Origin of the sequence: Streptomyces sp. NBC_01551 (assembly GCF_026339935.1) — a bacterium.
Taxonomy (GTDB): Bacteria; Actinomycetota; Actinomycetes; order Streptomycetales; family Streptomycetaceae; genus Streptomyces.
Map to the genome: position 1 here is coordinate 1,995,366 of NZ_JAPEPX010000001.1, position 17,133 is coordinate 2,012,498.

At 71.2% G+C, this 17,133-nt stretch carries 15 protein-coding genes; 3 read left to right on the plus strand and 12 right to left on the minus strand.

Going from position 1 to position 17,133, the window contains the following annotated elements; translation table 11 throughout:
* Positions 1-115: 115 nt before the first annotated feature.
* Positions 116-1,195, plus strand: a complete 1,080-nt coding sequence (locus OG982_RS09000) for a M48 family metallopeptidase (protein WP_266788123.1) — start codon at positions 116-118, stop codon at positions 1,193-1,195.
* On the opposite strand, the gene OG982_RS09005 is transcribed toward OG982_RS09000, so the two are convergent.
* From OG982_RS09005 to OG982_RS09035, 7 genes are all read right to left on the minus strand, one after another.
* Positions 1,179-2,324, minus strand: a complete 1,146-nt coding sequence (locus tag OG982_RS09005) for a hypothetical protein (protein ID WP_266948260.1) — start codon at positions 2,322-2,324, stop codon at positions 1,179-1,181. The two genes, OG982_RS09000 and OG982_RS09005, sit on opposite strands and share 17 nt — an antisense overlap.
* Positions 2,325-2,392: 68 nt before the next feature.
* Positions 2,393-2,935, minus strand: a complete 543-nt coding sequence (locus OG982_RS09010) for a hypothetical protein (RefSeq protein WP_266788121.1) — start codon at positions 2,933-2,935, stop codon at positions 2,393-2,395.
* 77 nt (positions 2,936-3,012) lie between these two features.
* The gene (locus OG982_RS09015; RefSeq protein ID WP_266788120.1) at positions 3,013-4,290 is read right to left on the minus strand and encodes a glutamate-5-semialdehyde dehydrogenase; all 1,278 of its coding nucleotides are present in this window, start codon (positions 4,288-4,290) and stop codon (positions 3,013-3,015) included.
* 209 nt (positions 4,291-4,499) lie between these two features.
* Positions 4,500-4,898 carry a hypothetical protein gene (locus tag OG982_RS09020; protein WP_250568512.1) on the minus strand — a complete coding sequence of 133 codons (399 nt, stop codon included), beginning with the start codon at positions 4,896-4,898 and terminating at the stop codon, positions 4,500-4,502.
* A gap of 96 nt (positions 4,899-4,994) precedes the next feature.
* Entirely contained in the window at positions 4,995-6,122 is a 1,128-nt protein-coding gene (gene proB / locus OG982_RS09025) for a glutamate 5-kinase (RefSeq protein WP_266788119.1), read from the minus strand.
* 80 nt (positions 6,123-6,202) lie between these two features.
* Entirely contained in the window at positions 6,203-6,637 is a 435-nt protein-coding gene (locus OG982_RS09030; RefSeq protein ID WP_266788118.1) for a GtrA family protein, read from the minus strand.
* The gene (locus OG982_RS09035; protein ID WP_266788117.1) at positions 6,634-7,638 is read right to left on the minus strand and encodes a glycosyltransferase family 2 protein; all 1,005 of its coding nucleotides are present in this window, start codon (positions 7,636-7,638) and stop codon (positions 6,634-6,636) included. Before OG982_RS09035 ends, OG982_RS09030 begins: the two co-directional genes overlap by 4 nt.
* Before the next feature lie 158 nt (positions 7,639-7,796).
* On the opposite strand from OG982_RS09035, the gene OG982_RS09040 reads away from it, so the two are divergent.
* On the plus strand, positions 7,797-10,667 hold the full coding sequence (locus OG982_RS09040) for a bifunctional glycosyltransferase family 2 protein/CDP-glycerol:glycerophosphate glycerophosphotransferase (RefSeq protein WP_266788116.1): 2,871 nt from the start codon (positions 7,797-7,799) through the stop codon (positions 10,665-10,667).
* Complete coding sequence (locus tag OG982_RS09045) at positions 10,664-11,839, plus strand: glycosyltransferase (RefSeq protein WP_266948261.1); 1,176 nt, start codon at positions 10,664-10,666, stop codon at positions 11,837-11,839. Before OG982_RS09040 ends, OG982_RS09045 begins: the two co-directional genes overlap by 4 nt.
* 75 nt (positions 11,840-11,914) lie before the next feature.
* Here OG982_RS09045 and galE read toward each other — a convergent pair whose 3' ends face one another.
* From galE to rplU, 5 genes are all read right to left on the minus strand, one after another.
* The gene (gene galE / locus OG982_RS09050; RefSeq protein WP_266788114.1) at positions 11,915-12,916 is read right to left on the minus strand and encodes a UDP-glucose 4-epimerase GalE; all 1,002 of its coding nucleotides are present in this window, start codon (positions 12,914-12,916) and stop codon (positions 11,915-11,917) included.
* A 136-nt stretch (positions 12,917-13,052) separates the two neighbouring features.
* The gene (locus tag OG982_RS09055; RefSeq protein WP_266788113.1) at positions 13,053-14,672 is read right to left on the minus strand and encodes a glycosyltransferase family 2 protein; all 1,620 of its coding nucleotides are present in this window, start codon (positions 14,670-14,672) and stop codon (positions 13,053-13,055) included.
* 67 nt (positions 14,673-14,739) lie between these two features.
* Positions 14,740-16,185, minus strand: a complete 1,446-nt coding sequence (gene obgE, locus OG982_RS09060) for a GTPase ObgE (protein WP_266788112.1) — start codon at positions 16,183-16,185, stop codon at positions 14,740-14,742.
* A gap of 168 nt (positions 16,186-16,353) precedes the next feature.
* The gene (gene rpmA / locus OG982_RS09065; protein WP_008738950.1) at positions 16,354-16,608 is read right to left on the minus strand and encodes a 50S ribosomal protein L27; all 255 of its coding nucleotides are present in this window, start codon (positions 16,606-16,608) and stop codon (positions 16,354-16,356) included.
* 13 nt (positions 16,609-16,621) lie between these two features.
* The gene (rplU, locus tag OG982_RS09070; protein WP_042812502.1) at positions 16,622-16,942 is read right to left on the minus strand and encodes a 50S ribosomal protein L21; all 321 of its coding nucleotides are present in this window, start codon (positions 16,940-16,942) and stop codon (positions 16,622-16,624) included.
* Positions 16,943-17,133 lie beyond the last annotated feature (191 nt).

A 17,133-nucleotide genomic window follows, 5' to 3' on the forward strand; every position in this document is an offset into this window, starting at 1 on the left:
CGGGCGGAGACTTCGCTCACATCGTATGCGGGGGCCTGGGGCACGCTCACGCCGACTCAGGCGTTGGAGAGGATAGACGCACGCAGAGTCAGATCGATCTAGGGGGAGGGCGCACATGACGGACACGGGATTCGAGAAGGTACCGGCGCGGGACCGCAGGAGGTTCCCCGGTATCTCCTCGCGGGCGTACGAGCACCCGGCGGACCGCTCGGCGCTGGTCGCGCTGCGCAAGCTGAGCGGCTTCGACACGGTGTTCAAGGCGCTGAGCGGGCTGCTGCCGGAGCGGAGCCTGCGGCTGCTGTTCCTGTCGGACTCGGTGCGGGTGGGCGAAACCCAGTTCCCGCATCTGTACGCGATGCTGAGGGACGCCTGTTACATCCTGGACCTGGAGAAGGTCCCGCAGATGTACGTGCAGCAGGACCCGAAGCCGAACGCCATGTGCATCGGGTTGGACGAGCCGATCATCGTGGTGACGACGGGCCTGGTCGAGCTGCTCGACGAGGAGGAGATGCGGGCGGTCGTGGGCCACGAGGTGGGCCACGCGCTGTCGGGGCACGCCGTGTACCGCACGGTGCTGCTGTTCCTGACGAATCTGGCGCTGCGGGTGGCATGGATCCCGCTGGGCAACGTGGCGATCACGGCGATCGTGACCGCGCTGCGGGAGTGGTTCCGCAAGTCGGAGCTGTCGGCGGACCGCGCCGGGCTGCTGGTGGGGCAGGACGTGACGGCCTCGATGCGCGGCCTGATGAAGCTGGCGGGCGGCAACCACCTGCACGAGATGAACGTGGACGCCTTCCTGGCCCAGGCCGACGAGTACGAGAAGGGCGGTGACCTGCGCGATTCCGTCCTGAAGATCCTCAACATGCTGCCGCGCACGCATCCCTTCACCACGGTCCGGGCGGCCGAGCTGAACAAGTGGTCGCAGAGCCGGGACTACCAGCGGATCATGGACGGCCACTACCCGCGCCGCGAGGACGACAAGGACGCCTCGGTCACGGACTCCTTCCGGGAGTCGGCCGCGCACTACGCGGACGCGGTACGGGGCAGCAAGGACCCGCTGTTCAAGCTGGTCGGCGACATCGCGGGCGGCGCGGCCGACATGGGCGGAAAGCTGCGCGACAAGTTCACGGGGGCCGCCGGGCCCGGGGGCGCCGGCGGCGCCGAGGGCAAGGGCGGCTCTACGGAGCAGGGCTGACGGGCTCGGTCGTGGTCGGCGGCGCCGCCAGGACGCCGCACAGCCCGGCAGCGCGCCGCGGGTGGCCGCTGGCGTACGGGTCGCTCGCGGCCGGGCCGACGGTGGTCGGGGCGGCGCCCGCGGTCAGCGGACGGAAGCCCTGCGCCGGGTCGGCGGAGCAGTCCTGCGGCCCGGCCATCACGTAGGCGGCGGCGAGTTCCGTCCGGCGGGCCATGAGGTCCTCCCGGTCGAAGCGCAGCCGCAGCTCGCGGCGGACGGTGAAGAGCGAGGCGCCGTCGGTGGCGGCTCCGGTCGCGGTGGCGGGGCGTACCGCGTACACGAAGGTGTGGTCGCTGGTCACCTGGAGCACGTCGGGGGCGACCTCCTCGTATCCGAGGGTGCCGCTGACCCGGACGCGGGAGTCCGCCATGACCGCGGTGGCGGGGTCGAAGCGGACGAGCCAGCCGGTGGCGGCGTAGCGGCTGTCGCCGGAGGGCGAGGTCACGCTGCGGTCGAACTGGGCGAGCTGGTCGGGGTCGAGCAGGACCCGCACGGGCCGGGTGGCGGCGCCGGACAGCACGTCCGGGTCCAGGGAGGACTGCACCAGGTAGTCCTTGGCGATGGACAGGGCGGTGACGACCTGGCTGTCGGTGAAGTGCTGGGTGCGGCGCACTGCGGGCATGGTGATCCCGGCCGCCCCGACGCGGTACTGGGCCGCGGGGCTCTTCGCGTACAGCTCGGCGGGCTTCCCGCCGGGCACGACGGCGGTCGGCGCGAGCGGGACGACCGTGCTGCTGAGCGGCTCGGCGTGGCTCCCGGGCGGCGGCTCGTACGGGTTGCGCAGGCCCATGTAGACGGCGGCCGCGAAGGCCGTGGCGATGAGCAGCACGAGCAGCATGCCCTGGCGGGCGCCCCGGCCGGGGCTGCCGGTGCCGGACCGGCCGGAGCCCGCGCCGGACCAGATGGAGCGGCTGCGCACGGCCCGGGCGTGCTCGCCCATGCGTTCCTGGGCGGAGTACTCCTGGAGCCGGGCAGCCCGGACGAAGTCCTCGTCGAACACGACCGACCGGTACTCGTCCGAGCGGAACTCTTCGTCGCCCCCGCCGGTGTTCTCGGGGGTGCCGTTGGGTGGATCTCCTGGAACGGCCATCGCTTCTCCCCGCTGTCCCCGCTTCAGAGAAGCCCCCAGCTCGGCCTAGGTGAGTGGGGTCGTTACCTTCAGGGTTGGCGGCCTGCGGGGTAGGTAAACGCTCCGGCGCCGGTGACTTCCCCGAGCGGCGTACTGGCGGGCGCCGGAGCGGGTTCCGCCGACCCCGAGGCGCTGCGGTAGACGGCGCTGAAGGCGAGCGCGACCATGCCGAGGCCCATCACACAGGCGAGCACCCACGCGACGGGGCGCAGCCACGGGGAGCGGCCGCGGTACGGGCGCAGGCTGCCGCCGTAGGCCCCGTACGGGCCGTCGGGGCCGAGGTGGCCCGGCTCGTGCTCCCAGCCGCGGTCGTCGAGGCCGTAGGCGTACCCGTAGGGGTCGTGGTCGTCGTCTCCCGGCCAGCCGCCGGCGACGGCGCGGGCGGCTTCCGCCTCCGCGCGCGCCCGGTCGGCGGCCCGCTGCCGCTCAGCGGCGCTCGGTTCATGGATCTCGGCGTTCCGGACGAAGTCCTCGTCGAACACCACGGAGGCGAAGTCCTCTTCCGCGCCTCCGCGGTCGTCGTTGGGCTCCCCGTCGTCCGGGAACGGCTTGCCCCCCACGTCGTCCGGCACAGGACCAGCGTAGACCTGGGGGGCTGCTTTGGGCAGGGTGTACGCCGAAATCCGGCCACACGGTGTTCAGGTTCCGGCTACCGGACGTGACCGTCGCCGGTGACGATGTACTTGGTGGAGGTGAGCTCCGGAAGGCCCATCGGGCCCCGGGCGTGCAGCTTCTGCGTGGAGATCCCGATCTCGGCACCGAAGCCGAACTGGCCACCGTCCGTGAACCGGGTGGAGGCATTCACGGCGACCGTGGTCGAGTCGACCAGCTGGGTGAAGCGGCGCGCCGCGGCCTGCGAGGTGGTGACGATCGCCTCGGTGTGGCCGGAGGTCCAGCGGCGGATGTGGGTGACGGCGTCGTCGAGGGAGTCCACGACGCCGGCGGCGATGTCGTACGAGAGGTACTCGGCGGCCCAGTCCTCGTCGGTGGCGGGCAGTGCGGTGACCTTGGAGTTCTCGGCGGCCGCGAGGACCCGGCCGTCGCCGTGGACGGTGACGCCGGCTTCGGCGAGGGCGTCGAGGGCGCGCGGCAGGAAGGCGTCGGCGATGTCGCGGTGGACGAGGAGCGTCTCGGCGGAGTTGCAGACGGAGGGCCGCTGGGCCTTGGAGTTGATGAGGATGTCCACGGCCATGTCGAGGTCGGCCTGGGCGTCCACGTAGACGTGGCAGTTGCCGGTACCGGTCTCGATGACCGGAACGATGGACTCCTCGACGACGGTCTTGATGAGGGAGGCGCCACCGCGCGGGATGAGGACGTCGACGAGGCCGCGGGCGCGCATCAGCTCGCGGACGGAGTCGCGGGACTCGCCGGGGACGAGCTGGATCGCGTCGGCGGGCAGGCCGGCGGCCTCGACCGCGTCGCGGAGGATCCCGACGAGGGCGGTGTTGGAGGCGTAGGCGGAGGAGCTGCCGCGCAGCAGGACCGCGTTGCCGGACTTCAGGCAGAGGGCGGCGGCGTCGACGGTGACGTTGGGGCGGGCCTCGTAGATGATGCCGACGACGCCGAGCGGGACGCGGATCTGGCGCAGGTCGATGCCGTTGGGGAGGGTCGAGCCGCGAACGACCTCGCCAACGGGGTCGGGGAGCGCGGCGACGTCGCGGACGTCGGAGGCGATGGCGGCGACGCGGGCCGGGGTGAGGGTGAGGCGGTCGATGACGGTCTCGCTGGTGCCGGCCGCGCGGGCCTTGTCGGTGTCGACGGCGTTGGCGGCGACGATCTCGGCGGTGCGGGCCTCCAGCGCGTCCGCGATGGCCAGGAGGGCCTTGTCCTTGGCGGACCGCGGGAGGGGGGCGATGGTGGCGGCGGCCGTGCGGGCCGCTTGCGCGGTGGCGAGGACGGGGGAGGTCGTGGCATCGAGCGAGGTCATGCGGCCAGGGTAGTCCCCGGCCCGGCCCCCGCCGATGGGGTTTCACCCCGCGAGACGGCCGCCGGTGGGGTGGGGCGGGCCGCTGCGCGGGCTTCTCTCCCCTCCCCGCCCTTTCGCCGTATCCCGGGCTCCGCCCGGACCCGGTCCTCAAACGCCGGACGGGCTGGAAGGATCCCGGCCCGCCAGGGCCGATCCGTGCGAGGGGCGCGTCAATAGGGGTGGACGCCCACGGGGTGGGCCGGGGGTGGGCCGTAGCCCTCGGCCACGCGTTGGTGGTAGGTGGCGCGGTCGATGACCTCCAGGCCGACGATCTCCCACGGCGGGAGCTGCGCCGACGAGCGGTGTTCGCCCCACAGCCGCAGGGCGACGGCAGCCGCGTCGTGGAGGTCGCGGGCCTCCTCCCAGTAGCGGATCTCCGCGTGGTCGTCCGCGTACCGGCTGGTCAGCAGGAAGGGGTGGTCGTAGGCGAGCTGCTCCAGCCCCCGCCGCACCTCGGACAGCGGCGCCGGCTTGCCGGAGACGCTCAGGGTGACGTGCCACAGGCGGGTGGCGTCGCGCTCGTCCCCGCCTCCGCCGCCGTCACCGTCCCCGGTGCCGACGCTGGTCAGCGCTCGTCTCACCAGCCGCCTCCTGTCTGCGCTACGCGTGTCCGCCCCTCACAGTTGACCAGTCCCACGGCCACCGCGCGGCGGTTTTGCCGAACCTCAGCCCTGCAGCAGGACCAGATCGTCACGGTGGACGACCTCCCGCTCGTACGCGGGTCCGAGTTCCCGCGCGAGGTCGCGGGTGGAGCGGCCCAGCAGCTGCGGGAGCTCCTTGGCGTCGAAGTTGACCAGGCCCCGGGCGACGGCCCGACCGGTGGTGGAGCGCAGTTCGACCGGGTCGCCCGCGACGAAGTCGCCCTCGACCGCCGCGATCCCGGCGGCCAGCAGCGAGCTGCCGCGCTCGGTCACCGCGCGGACGGCGCCCTCGTCGAGCACGAGGTGTCCCTGCGGGGTGGACGCGTGCTGGAGCCACAGCAGCCGGTCGGCCGAGCGGCGCCCGGTGGCGTGGAACAGCGTGCCGGTCCCCCGCCCGGCCAGCGCGTCGGCGGCCTGGCTGGCGGAGGTGAGGACCACCGGGATGCCGGCGGCGGCCGCGATCCGCGCCGCCTCGACCTTGGTGACCATGCCGCCGGTGCCGACGCCCGCCTTTCCGGCGCTGCCGATGGAGACGTGGGCGATGTCCTCGGGGCCGCGCACCTCGTCGATGCGGGTGGTGCCGGGCTGGGACGGGTCCCCGTCGTAGAGGCCGTCCACGTCCGAGAGCAGGACGAGCAGGTCGGCGCGGACCAGGTGGGCCACCAGCGCCGCCAGCCGGTCGTTGTCGCCGAAGCGGATCTCGTCCGTGGCGACGGTGTCGTTCTCGTTGACGACGGGCAGCGCGCCCATGGCCAGCAGCTGGTCCAGCGTCCTGTAGGCGTTGCGGTAGTGGGCGCGGCGGCTGGTGTCGTCGGTGGTCAGGAGCACCTGGCCGACGCGGACGGAGTAGCGGGCGAACGAGGCGGTGTAGCGGGCGACGAGCAGGCCCTGCCCGACGCTCGCGGCGGCCTGCTGACGGGCCAGGTCCTTGGGGCGGCGGCGCAGGCCGAGCGGGGACAGGCCGGCGGCGATGGCTCCGCTGGAGACCAGGACGATCTCCTTCTCGCCGCCGCTGCGGGCCTTGGCCAGTACGTCGACCAGCGCGTCCACCCGGTCGGCGTCGAGCCCGCCGGCCGCCGTGGTCAGGGAGGAGGAGCCGACCTTGACCACGATCCTGCGGGCGTCCACGACACCTTGCCTAGCCGCTGACACGTCTTTCCCCTTGCCCCTTGCCTCCGCCGATTCCTGCCCGCTCAATCTACGGGGTGGCGCGGGGGCCCCGCCCTCGGGTTTCAGACCGTGGACGAGCGGGGCGACCGCTCCGGTTCCCCGGCCCGGGCGCGGCCGCCGGGGACGAGGATCTTGCGGGACAGCAGGAAGGTGAACGGGATGGCCACGACGGCCGCGACGAGCGGCGCGATCCGGGTGTCCATCCCGGCCCAGGTCACCAGGGCGTAGAGGCCGACCGACTGGATCACGTAGTTCGTGACGTTCGTCAGCGGGAAGAGCAGGAACTTCTTCCAGGTCGGCCGGGTGCGGTAGGTGAAGTAGGTGTTCATGAAGAACGAGCCGACCATCGACAGCAGGAAGGCGAGGGTGTACGCGGCGAAGTACGGCATCCACGGGTGCAGGAGCAGGTAGATGCCGAAGAAGGTGGCGGTGTTCACCCCGCCCACGAGTGCGAAGCGGACGATCTGGCCGAGCTGGTCCTTCCGGTCCTTCGTCATCGGCGGAAGCGCTCCGCGATGACGGGGTCGGTGACCTCGGCGGCCAGGGCCGCCGCGGGAGCGCCGGGGGCCGGGTCCACGCCGTGCGCCTCCTTGACCAGGAAGTGCGGGCGGCGCTTGGTCTCGTAGTAGATGCGTCCGATGTACTCGCCGATCAGACCCAGCATGATCATTTGGACGCCCCCGAGGCCGGTGATGATGGCCACGAGCGTGACATAACCCGGCGAGTCGACCCCGTTGGTCATCGCCATGACGGTGATCCACAGCGCGTACAGGCCGGTCAGGCCCACCAGCGACACGCCGAGCCAGATCGCGATCCGAAGGGGTCTGTTGTTGAAGGAGATCAGGCCGTCCATGCCGTAGTTGAGCAGGGACCCGAACTTCCACTTCGTCTCGCCCGCCTCGCGCTGGGCGTTGCGGTAGTCGAAGTGGACGGTGTCGAAGCCGATCCAGGAGAAGAGGCCCTTGGAGAAGCGGTTGTACTCCGGCAGCGACAGCAGGGCGTCCACGGCGGGCCGGGACAGCAGCCGGAAATCCCCCACGCCGTCGGTCAGCTCCACGTCGACCCAGCGGTTGATGCCCCGGTAGTACAGGCGGCTGAGCGCGCTGCGGAGCTTCTTGTCGCCCTCGCGGGTGCGCCGGGCGATGATCTGGTCGTGGCCCTGCCGGTAGTACTCCAGCATGGTGGCGATGAGCTCCGGCGGGTGCTGGAGGTCGGCGTCCATGATCACGACGGCGTCGCCGGTGGCCTCGCGCAGGCCCGCCAGCATGCCCGCCTCCTTGCCGAAGTTGCGGCTGAAGGAGACGTACCGGGTCTGGTCCCGGTACTCGGCGGCGATCCTGCGGAGCTTCTCCAGGGTCCCGTCGCGGCTGCCGTCGTCGACGTAGCAGACCTCGTAGTCGACCGGGAGCGTGTCGAGAACCTTTCGAATCTCGACATCGAAACTTTCAATGACGGCTTCTTCGTTGTAGCAAGGGACGACTACAGACAGCTTCGTCATGACACATCCTGCTGGGTCCGAACGGGTGATTGTCGGCGACCAGACCTGTAACTCACCTCTTCCTTAGAAGTATGCACGGCGAGGTTCGGGCTTCCCGGGTCGTCTGCGGCGCACGGTAGCTTTGACGGGTTAAGAGCAATGAAACAAAGGGATTCGAGGTGCACGTGCCTGACGTCTCCGTGGTCGTCATCGTCTACAACGACGCAGAGCGCCTGCCGGCAGCTGTCCAGTCGGTTTTGGACCAGACCCTGCGCGGCGTCGAGGTCGTGATCGTCGACGACTGCAGCAAGGACGCGTCCTTCGCGGTCGCCCGGGAGCTGGAGGCGGCGCACCCGGGAAGGGTGCGCGCGTTCCGGCTGCCGGAGAACAGCGGCGGCTGCGGCGCCCCGCGCAATCACGGCATCCAGCGGGCGACCGGCACCTACGTGATGTTCCTGGACAGTGACGACGTACTGGAGCGCAACGCCTGCCGGAACATGCTGGCGGCGGCGCAGCGGACCGGCGCCGACCTCGTCTCGGGCATGTGCGTCCGCGTGCACCTCGACGACCGCTGGCACCGGACCACCGAGTGGTACCCCTGGATCTATTCGCGCACGCGTACGCTCGAATCCATCACGGAGTACCCCGACCTGCTGGTTTACGACACCCTTTCGACGAACAAGTGCTATCGGCGCGCATTCCTGTTGGAACAGGGGCTCGAATTCCCCGTCGGTATCCACTACGAGGACCTGCTGTTTTCCGCGCAGGCGTATGTGGCCGCCCGCCGGATCACCCTCATCCCGAACCACGTCTACTTCTGGAACGTCATCGAGAAGGCCTCGGCGAAGTCGATCAGCAATCGGCGCCACGAGATCGAGAACTTCGTCCACCGGATGGAGATCCACCGCCGCGTCGACGAACTGCTCGCCGCCAAGGGCCACACCGCCCTCAAGTCGGCCAAGGACACCAAGTTCCTCAAGCACGACCTGGTCCTGCACCTGCGTGACCTGCCGCTCCTCGACGACGCGTACCGCCGCGAGTTCGCCCGCCTGGCCAACGGCTACCTGGCCGGCATCGACCCGGCCGCCTACGAGAGCGTCAACCACCTCCAGGCGATCTGCGCCTACCTGTTGGGCAAGGAGGACTGGGACAACCTGCTCCCGGCCGCCGACGCCATGGCCAACAAGGGCCGGCTCTCCTCACCGCTCGCCGAGCGCGACGGCCGCGTCTACTGGTGCGCCGAGCACCTCGACGACACCGAGGGCCGCCGGATACTGGACGTCACCGACCAGGGATTCCACACCACTGCGCTCTCGGCCCTGCGGCTCGGCAACCGCCTCACCTCGTACGCGGACGACGGGCGCGGAACGGTCACCCTCAGCGGCTCCGTCGTGAACCCGCTGGGGCGCATCAAACCCGACGCCGACCTCAAGGCGACGCTCGAATTCCGGGCCCGGCGGCAGATCGGCGTACGGTCTTTCAGCTTCCCGGTGGCAACCGTGCGCCACGCGGGTGACTCGATCGAGTGGACTGTGACGGCCGACGTCGCCGGCACCGTGCGCCCCCTCGGCATCATCGACGCCGTCTGGGACGTCCGCCTGAAACTGACGGCGGGCCGCGACCGGATCACCAGCCGCGTCGCGATCGGCGGGGTCGACCTGGAGAACGCGGCCCGACTGCGCGTGCGCCCCCGGCTGACCCGGCTGGTCTCCGACCGATTCGAGCCGGAGATGACCCGCAAGGGCAACCTCTCGTACGTCCTGACCGCCCAGGGCCCCGCCGCCGTCCGCACCCGGACGCTGATCGACAGCGCCATGCACGGCAAGGCCGCGGGCGTGGTCAAGCGCGGCCTGCGGCGGGCGCTGAAGGCCCGCAGGAACATCGGCTCGGGTGAACAGAAGGTGAAGCTGTACCACGAGGTCTTCTCGAAATTGCCCGTCCGCAAGGGCACGGTGGTCTTCGAGAGCCACATGGGCAAGCAGTACAGCGACAGTCCGCGGGCGATCTACGAGGAGCTCGTCCGCCAGGACGCCCCCTTCGAGGCGATCTGGTCCTACGCGGGCGCCAAGCCCACCGGCTTCCCCCCGGAGGCCACCCTCGTCAAGCGCTGGAGCTGGCCGTACCTGCGGGCGCTGGCGCAGGCCGAGTACTGGGTCGACAACCAGGGCTTCCCGCTGGCCCTCGCCAAGCGCCCGGGAACCACGTACATCCAGACCTGGCACGGCTCCGCGCTCAAGCGGATGGGCTTCCACGAACCCCGTACCAAGGCCCAGGGCAAGGACGGGCAGGACCGCTTCCAGGCGGCCATCGACCGCTTCGACCACTTCCTGATCCGCTCCGAGCACGACGCCCGCACGCTCGCCAAGGCCTTCCGGCTGCGCGAGGAGGTGCTGCTGCGCACCGGCTACCCGCGCAACGACGCCCTGGTCGCGGCGCAGCGGGAGGAGGCGCAGAGCGGGGAGCGGGTGCGCGGGCCGCTCGCCGCCGAGCTGGGCATCGACCCTGAGAAGAAGGTGCTGCTGTACGCGCCGACGTTCCGCGCGGGTGCGGACGGCGCGGTGGAGGGCTTCGAGTTCCCGTTCGACGTGGACGAGTTCGCCGACCGGCTCGGCGACCGCTTCACGCTGCTGGTGCGCACCCACTACCTCAACAGCGTGTCGCTGCCGCCGTCGGTCGCGGGCCGGGTCGTCGACGTGTCCCGGTACCACGACATCACCCCGCTGCTGGCGCTCGCCGACGCCCTGATCACCGACTACTCGTCCGTGATGTTCGACTACGCGGTGCTGGACCGGCCGATGTTCTTCTTCGCGTACGACTACGACAAGTACGCGACCGACATCCGCGGCACGTACTTCGACCTGAAGGAGAAGGCGCCGGGCCCGGTGGTGGCCACGGCCGACGAACTCCTCCAGGCGCTCGCCGCCTTCGAGGAGGCGGACGCGAAGTACGCGGAGGCGCGCCAGCGCTTCCTGACCGAGTTCGGCGAGTACGACCACGGGGACGCGGCCCGCCGGATCGTCGCGAAGTTCTTCACCAGGAGCGGCAAGTGAGCCAGCAGAGCGCCGCCGGGGCCGGCGGCCGTGACATCTTCCTCGTCTCCAACAGCGTGGACGAGCTCGGCGGCGTGACCACCTGGTCGCACCAGATCGCGCGGCTGTTCAGCGAGCGCGGGCACCGGGTGCACGTCATCGGGATCGCACCGGTCGCCGAGGAACTGCGCCAGCGGCTCCCGCGCGACCTGCCGTACGAGACGACCACCCTGTACGACGCCCACCCGCCGCAGGCTCGCGCGCTGCACGGGATCAAGGGCCGGCTCAACGCGCCCGAGCGCCGCCGCCAGGCGTCCCGGCGCGCCGGGATGCGCGCGCGGGCGGAGAAGCTGAGCACGCTGTTCCGGGCGGCCGGGCCGGGGGCGGTCGTGATCGTCACCCAGGTGTGGGCGATGGAGTGGGTGGCGCTCGCCGACACCAAGGGCCTCACGGTCATCGGGATGAGCCACGAGTCGTACGAGGCCAGCCACAAGTCCTCGCGCGCCGCGCGGGTCCGGCGCCACTACCGGGAGGTCGACCGGCTGCTGGTGCTGACCCAGGAGGACGCGGACCTGTGGATCCGGGCCGGCATGGAGAACGTCGCGAGCATGCCGAACCCGCTGCCGTTCATGCCGGACTCCCCCGCTCCGCGCACCGGGAAGGTGGTGGCGAGCATCGGCAGGCTGTCCTTCGAGAAGGGCCTGGACCTGCTGCTCGACGCGTGGGCGGACGCGGCACCGCGCCACCCCGACTGGGTCCTGCGGATCTACGGGGCCGGCACGGAGGAGCCGGCGCTGCGGGCGCACTGCGCCTCGCTCGGGCTGGACGACTCGGTGGAGTGGATGGGCAGCACGGACGACGTGCTGGGCGCGCTGCGCCAGGCGTCGGTGTTCGCGCAGGCCTCGCGGGCCGAGGGGTTCCCGATCACGCTGCTGGAGGCGATGGCGGCGGGCCTGCCGGTGGCCGCGTTCGACTGCGCGCCCGGCGTACGGGAGATCGTGACGCAGGGGGAGGACGGGCTGCTGGCCCGGCTAGGCAACACGATGGAGCTGGCCGGGCACTTGGACGTGCTGATGTCGGACCGCGGGCTGCGCGATCGGCTCGGGGACACCGCGTTCCGCCAGGTGCGGCGGTACTCCAGTGCCGAGATCACCGACCGCTGGGAAGAGCTGCTGGCGTTCCTGGAGCGCTGAGCGCGGCGTGAACGTGTGAGACCGCCCGCCCCGGAAGGTGATCCGGGGCGGGCGGTCTCACGCGATCGGCCGTGTTCAGCGCTCGGCGTGCTGGAGGGCGCCCTTGCGGTTGGCCTCCCAGCCGGCCCAGGCCGAGGTGATCATCTCGCGGACGTCGTGGCGGGCCTTCCAGCCCAGCTCGGCGGCGATCTTGTCGGCCGAGGCCACGACCTTCGCCGGGTCACCGGGGCGGCGCGGGGTGATCACCGGCGCGTAGGTGTGCCCGGTGTTGGCGTTGAGGAGCTCGACCATCTCCTTGACGGAAACGCCCTCGCCTCGGCCGATGTTCACGGTGAGGTCCTTGTACTCGCCCGCCGCGCCCCACTCGGCGAGCTTGCGGGCCGCGACGACGTGGGCGTCCGCGAGGTCCTCGACGTGGATGTAGTCACGGATGCAGGTGCCGTCCGGGGTCGGGTAGTCGTCGCCGAAGATGCGGGCGCCCTGGCCCGCGTCGTAGCGCTCGAAGACCATCGGGACCAGGTTGAAGACGCCGGTGTCGGCGAGCTCCGGGGTCGCGGCGCCCGCCACGTTGAAGTAGCGCAGGCAGGCGGTGGAGATGCCGTGCGCCTTGCCGGCGGCACGGACCAGCCATTCGCCGGCCAGCTTGGTCTCGCCGTAGGGGCTGAGCGGCGCGCACGGGGTCGTCTCGGTGACCGAGTCCACGTCGGGCATGCCGTACACGGAGGCGGAGGAGGAGAAGAGGAAGTTGCGGATTCCGGCGGCCGCGACCTCGCCGAGCAGGACCTGGAGGCCCTCCACGTTCTCGTGGTAGTAGTACATCGGCTTCTCGACGGACTCGCCGACCTGCTTCTTGCCCGCGAGGTGCACCACGCCGGTGATCTTGTGCTCCCGGATGGTCTTCTCCAGGACCAGGCGGTCCAGGACCGAACCGATCACGAGCGGGACACCCTCCGGCACACGGTCCTCGTTGCCCGTGGACAGGTCGTCCAGGACGACCACCTTCTCACCCGCGAGCAGCATCGCGCGGACGACGTGCGCGCCGATGTAGCCGGCGCCACCGGTGATCAGAAACGTCATGCGTATCTCCCTGAGGGTCCCCCCGGACGGCGTCCGGGGGACTGTTCGATATATCCGTGCTGTAAACCTGTTGAGCCATGTCCGGGAAAGCGGCCATCGTACGGCGGTCGCCGTAGGAAGCCCGTCAACCCGACCGTCAACCCGACCGGCAGCCCGCCCGGGTCCGGTCCAAGCGGTTGCGAACGAGGGCCAGCGCGCCCTGCGCACCGGGCGCGAGCCGCAGCGCCAGCGAGCCGGCCGCCGTACGGTAAGGCTGCGCCAGCAGAACACCGTACCGGCTGCTCGGCAGGACCCGGCGGCCGAGCAGGTCGCCGAAGGGCCGCACCGCGGTGTGCACGGCGCTCCCGTCGGCGCAGCGCACCTCCACCCGGACGTCCCAGGCCTGCATGCCGCGCAGCCCCCGGCGCCGTCCCGTGACGGCCAGGCCGCCCACGCGCAGCGGCAGCTCGGCGACCCAGCCCCCGCCGCCCGGCGCGGCGGCCAGCGCGACCGGGTGCCCGAGGGCGGGTTCGCCTCCGTGCCGGGGCAGGAAGCTCAGCCGGGCGGTGTCCGGGCCGGCCGCGGCGAGCCGCCCGTACAGGTCGTGCACGCGGATCCGGACCGCGGCGCGCCCGGCCCGCTCCACCTCGACGGCGACGGGCAGTTCGGCGAGCGGCATCGCGGCCAGCCCGTCCAGCTCGACCGGCAGCTCCTCGCTCCACACCGCCGCCCCGTCGGCGCCGGTCGCGTAGGGCGGCAGCAGGCACGGCGGGGCCGAGGCGAAGCGGGTCAGCCGGTCCATGTCGGCGGGCGGGGCGTCACTGGCCCGCAGCAGCCGCACGATCCACCGGCCGTGGGCAGCGGCGGCGGCGATGTCGCCCTCGGAGAGGCAGTCCAGGCCGTGGCGGGTCAGGGTCCACCAGGCGGCCCGGTAGCGCGGGTCCGGGTCGAGCTCGCGCAGGTATATCGGCAGGTCGTATTCGAGGAACTTGACCTTGCAGGCGCGGCCGAGCGCGGGCGCGGCCTCGCCGAGGATGCGGGCGGCCTCGTGGTGGGCCTCGACGCGGGCGTGCCAGTTGCCGACGTCCGCCCGGTCCAGGGAGATCGAAACCCGGGCGGCGGTGCGGCGCACGTGCCAGACGTAGACGAGGTCACCGACGACCGCGATGCGCGGGGCGGCGGCCAGCACCCGGGCCGTGAAAACGAAATCCTCGTAAACGAACCGGCCGTCGGGAAAGCGGATCGCATGCTTGTCCAGGAAGTACCGGTCGTACAGCTTGTTGACGCACAGGGTGTCGCGGACCAGTTCGGGCCGGTCGGTGGGCTGCTCGATGACCTCGCCCGGCGTGTAGAGACCGGGCACCCACGGCAGGTCGCGGCCCCGCGGCAGCTCGCGCCGCACGCACGCGCCGACGGCGACGGGCGCGGCGTGCCGCTCGGCGGCCGCCACCAGGGCGTCCGCCGCGCCCGGCGGCAGGACGTCGTCGCTGTCCAGGAACATGACGTACGGGGCGGTCGCGGCCGCCATCCCGTCGTTGCGCGGTGTCCCGCAGCCCCCGCTGTTCTCCGCCCGGTGCACCACCTTCAGCCGGGGGTGGACGGCCGCCAGAGCGTCCAGGACCCGGCCCGTGCCGTCCGTGGAGGCGTCGTTCACCGCGACGACCTCGGAGACGACCGGGCCCTGGGCGAGAGCCGAGGAAACGGCCTCGCCCACGAGCCCGGCGTCGTTGAACGCGATCACCACAACGGTGACCGTGGAGGATGGGCAGCTGTTCACCCGGCGGACCATAGCCGACCTGGCAGGGGCCTAAATCAAGGTGAAGAGGGCGCTGACATGGACAGGATTAGAACGGACGGAACTCGTCGTACTCCTGCTGGGCCGAGTCACCACGCTTGGCTTCCTTCTCCTTGCGGCGCTGGGTGGCCGGGCGCGGGGCCTCCATGCGGTGGTCCTCACCGCGGCGGCCCAGCATCTCGGCGCCGGCCATCATGGTCGGCTCCCAGTCGAAGACGACCGCGTTCTCGTCGGAGCCGATGGCGACACCGTCACCCGCACGGGCGCCCGCCTTCTTGAGCGCCTCCTCGACGCCGAGGCGGTTGAGACGGTCCGCGAGGTAACCGACGGCCTCGTCGTTGTTGAAGTCGGTCTGGCGCACCCAGCGCTCCGGCTTCTCGCCGCGCACGTTGTAGACGTCCTCGACCTCGTCGTACGTGACGGTGAAGCCGGCGTCGTCCACGGCCTTCGGGCGGATGACGATACGGGTCGCCTCCTCCTTCGGCTTGCGGGCGCGCGCCTTGGCGACGACCTCGGCGAGGAAGTACGAGAGCTCCTTGAGGCCCGTACGGGCGACGGCGGAGACCTCGAAGACCTTGTAGCCGCGGGCCTCCAGGTCCGGGCGGACCATGTCGGCGAGGTCCTGGCCGTCGGGGATGTCGACCTTGTTCAGGACGACGAGGCGCGGGCGCTTCTCCAGGCCGCCGCCGTAGATCTTGAGCTCCTCCTCGATCACGTCGAGGTCGGCCACCGGGTCGCGGTCGGACTCCAGGGTGGCGGTGTCCAGGACGTGCACGAGCACCGAGCAGCGCTCGACGTGGCGCAGGAACTCCAGGCCGAGGCCCTTGCCCTGGCTGGCGCCCGGGATCAGGCCCGGGACGTCGGCGATCGTGTAGACGGTCGAGCCGGCGGTGACGACGCCCAGGTTCGGGACCAAGGTGGTGAAGGGGTAGTCGGCGATCTTCGGCTTGGCGGCGGAGAGCACCGAGATCAGCGAGGACTTGCCGGCGCTCGGGAAGCCGACCAGCGCCACGTCGGCGACGGTCTTGAGCTCCAGGACGATGTCACCGGTCGTACCGGGGACACCGAGCAGCGCGAAGCCGGGGGCCTTGCGGCGGGCGGAGGACAGGGCCGCGTTGCCCAGACCGCCGCGGCCGCCCTCGGCGGCGACGTACGTGGTGCCCTGGCCGACGAGGTCGGCGAGGACGTTGCCCTCCTTGTCGAGGACGACGGTGCCGTCCGGCACGGGCAGGACCAGGTCCTGGCCGTCCTTGCCGGAGCGGTTGCCGCCCTCGCCGGGCTTGCCGTTGGTGGCCTTGCGGTGCGGGCTGTGGTGGTAGTCCAGCAGGGTGGTGATCGCCTGCTCCACCACCAGGATCACGTCGCCGCCACGGCCGCCGTTGCCGCCATCGGGGCCGCCGAGCGGCTTGAACTTCTCCCGGTGAACGGAGGCGCAGCCGTGGCCCCCGTTACCCGCGGCGACGTGCAGCTCGACGCGGTCCACGAAGGTGGTCATGGTTGTTCCTCCAGTTACATGCGGGAATGTCCCGGACAGGCCTTGCTGTCCATTAAAACGTCTGTACGTACCAACGCGCCGAGGGCGGACCTCTCTTCCCGGCTTGCGCCGGAAAGAGCTGAGATCCGCCCTCGGGAAGTTACGAACGCTTGATCAGCCGAAGCTGGATCAGGCGGCCGGAACGATGTTGACGACCTTGCGGCCACGGTGCGTGCCGAACTGCACGGCACCGGCCTGCAGCGCGAACAGCGTGTCGTCGCCGCCACGGCCGACGCCCGCGCCCGGGTGGAAGTGCGTGCCGCGCTGGCGGACGAGGATCTCACCAGCGGAAACGACCTGACCGCCGAAGCGCTTCACGCCGAGCCGCTGGGCATTGGAGTCGCGCCCGTTCCGGGTGGACGATGCGCCCTTCTTGTGTGCCATGTCTCAGTCCCTCTTACTTCGCAGCCGCGGGGATACCGGTGACCTTGATCGCCGTGTACTGCTGGCGGTGACCCTGGCGACGGCGGTAGCCGGTCTTGTTCTTGTAGCGCAGGATGTCGATCTTGGCGCCCTTGTGGTGGTCCACGACCTCGGCCTGGACCTTGATGCCGGCCAGGACCCACGGGTCGCTGGTCACGGCGTCGCCGTCGACAACGAGCAGGGTCGAGAGCTCGACCGTGTCGCCAACCTTGGCAGTGGAAATCTTGTCAACCTCAACGATGTCGCCGACAGCAACCTTGTGCTGGCGACCACCGCTGCGCACGATGGCGTACACGCGGATCTCTCTCTCACTCGGGACGGATGCTCCTGAAGCCAGCCGCTCAGGCGGGCCGGAGCCCGAACTGATCCGGATTGGACGAGCGGCCTCTCCGGGCAGAGCCTGGAGGAAGGTGCTCAGGAGCGCGGCGCGTACATACGACACGCCGACGGTCTAGGTTACGGGGCCGGTTCCGGAGGGTCAAACCG

Coding starts and splice junctions, on each gene's coding strand:
- OG982_RS09000 (WP_266788123.1), top strand. CDS start 116: ATGACGGACACGGGATTCGAGAAGGTACCGGCGCGGGACCGCAGGAGG.
- OG982_RS09005 (WP_266948260.1), bottom strand. CDS start 2,324: ATGGCCGTTCCAGGAGATCCACCCAACGGCACCCCCGAGAACACCGGC.
- OG982_RS09015 (WP_266788120.1), bottom strand. CDS start 4,290: ATGACCTCGCTCGATGCCACGACCTCCCCCGTCCTCGCCACCGCGCAA.
- OG982_RS09030 (WP_266788118.1), bottom strand. CDS start 6,637: ATGACGAAGGACCGGAAGGACCAGCTCGGCCAGATCGTCCGCTTCGCA.
- OG982_RS09035 (WP_266788117.1), bottom strand. CDS start 7,638: ATGACGAAGCTGTCTGTAGTCGTCCCTTGCTACAACGAAGAAGCCGTC.
- galE (WP_266788114.1), bottom strand. CDS start 12,916: ATGACGTTTCTGATCACCGGTGGCGCCGGCTACATCGGCGCGCACGTC.
- obgE (WP_266788112.1), bottom strand. CDS start 16,185: ATGACCACCTTCGTGGACCGCGTCGAGCTGCACGTCGCCGCGGGTAAC.
- rpmA (WP_008738950.1), bottom strand. CDS start 16,608: ATGGCACACAAGAAGGGCGCATCGTCCACCCGGAACGGGCGCGACTCC.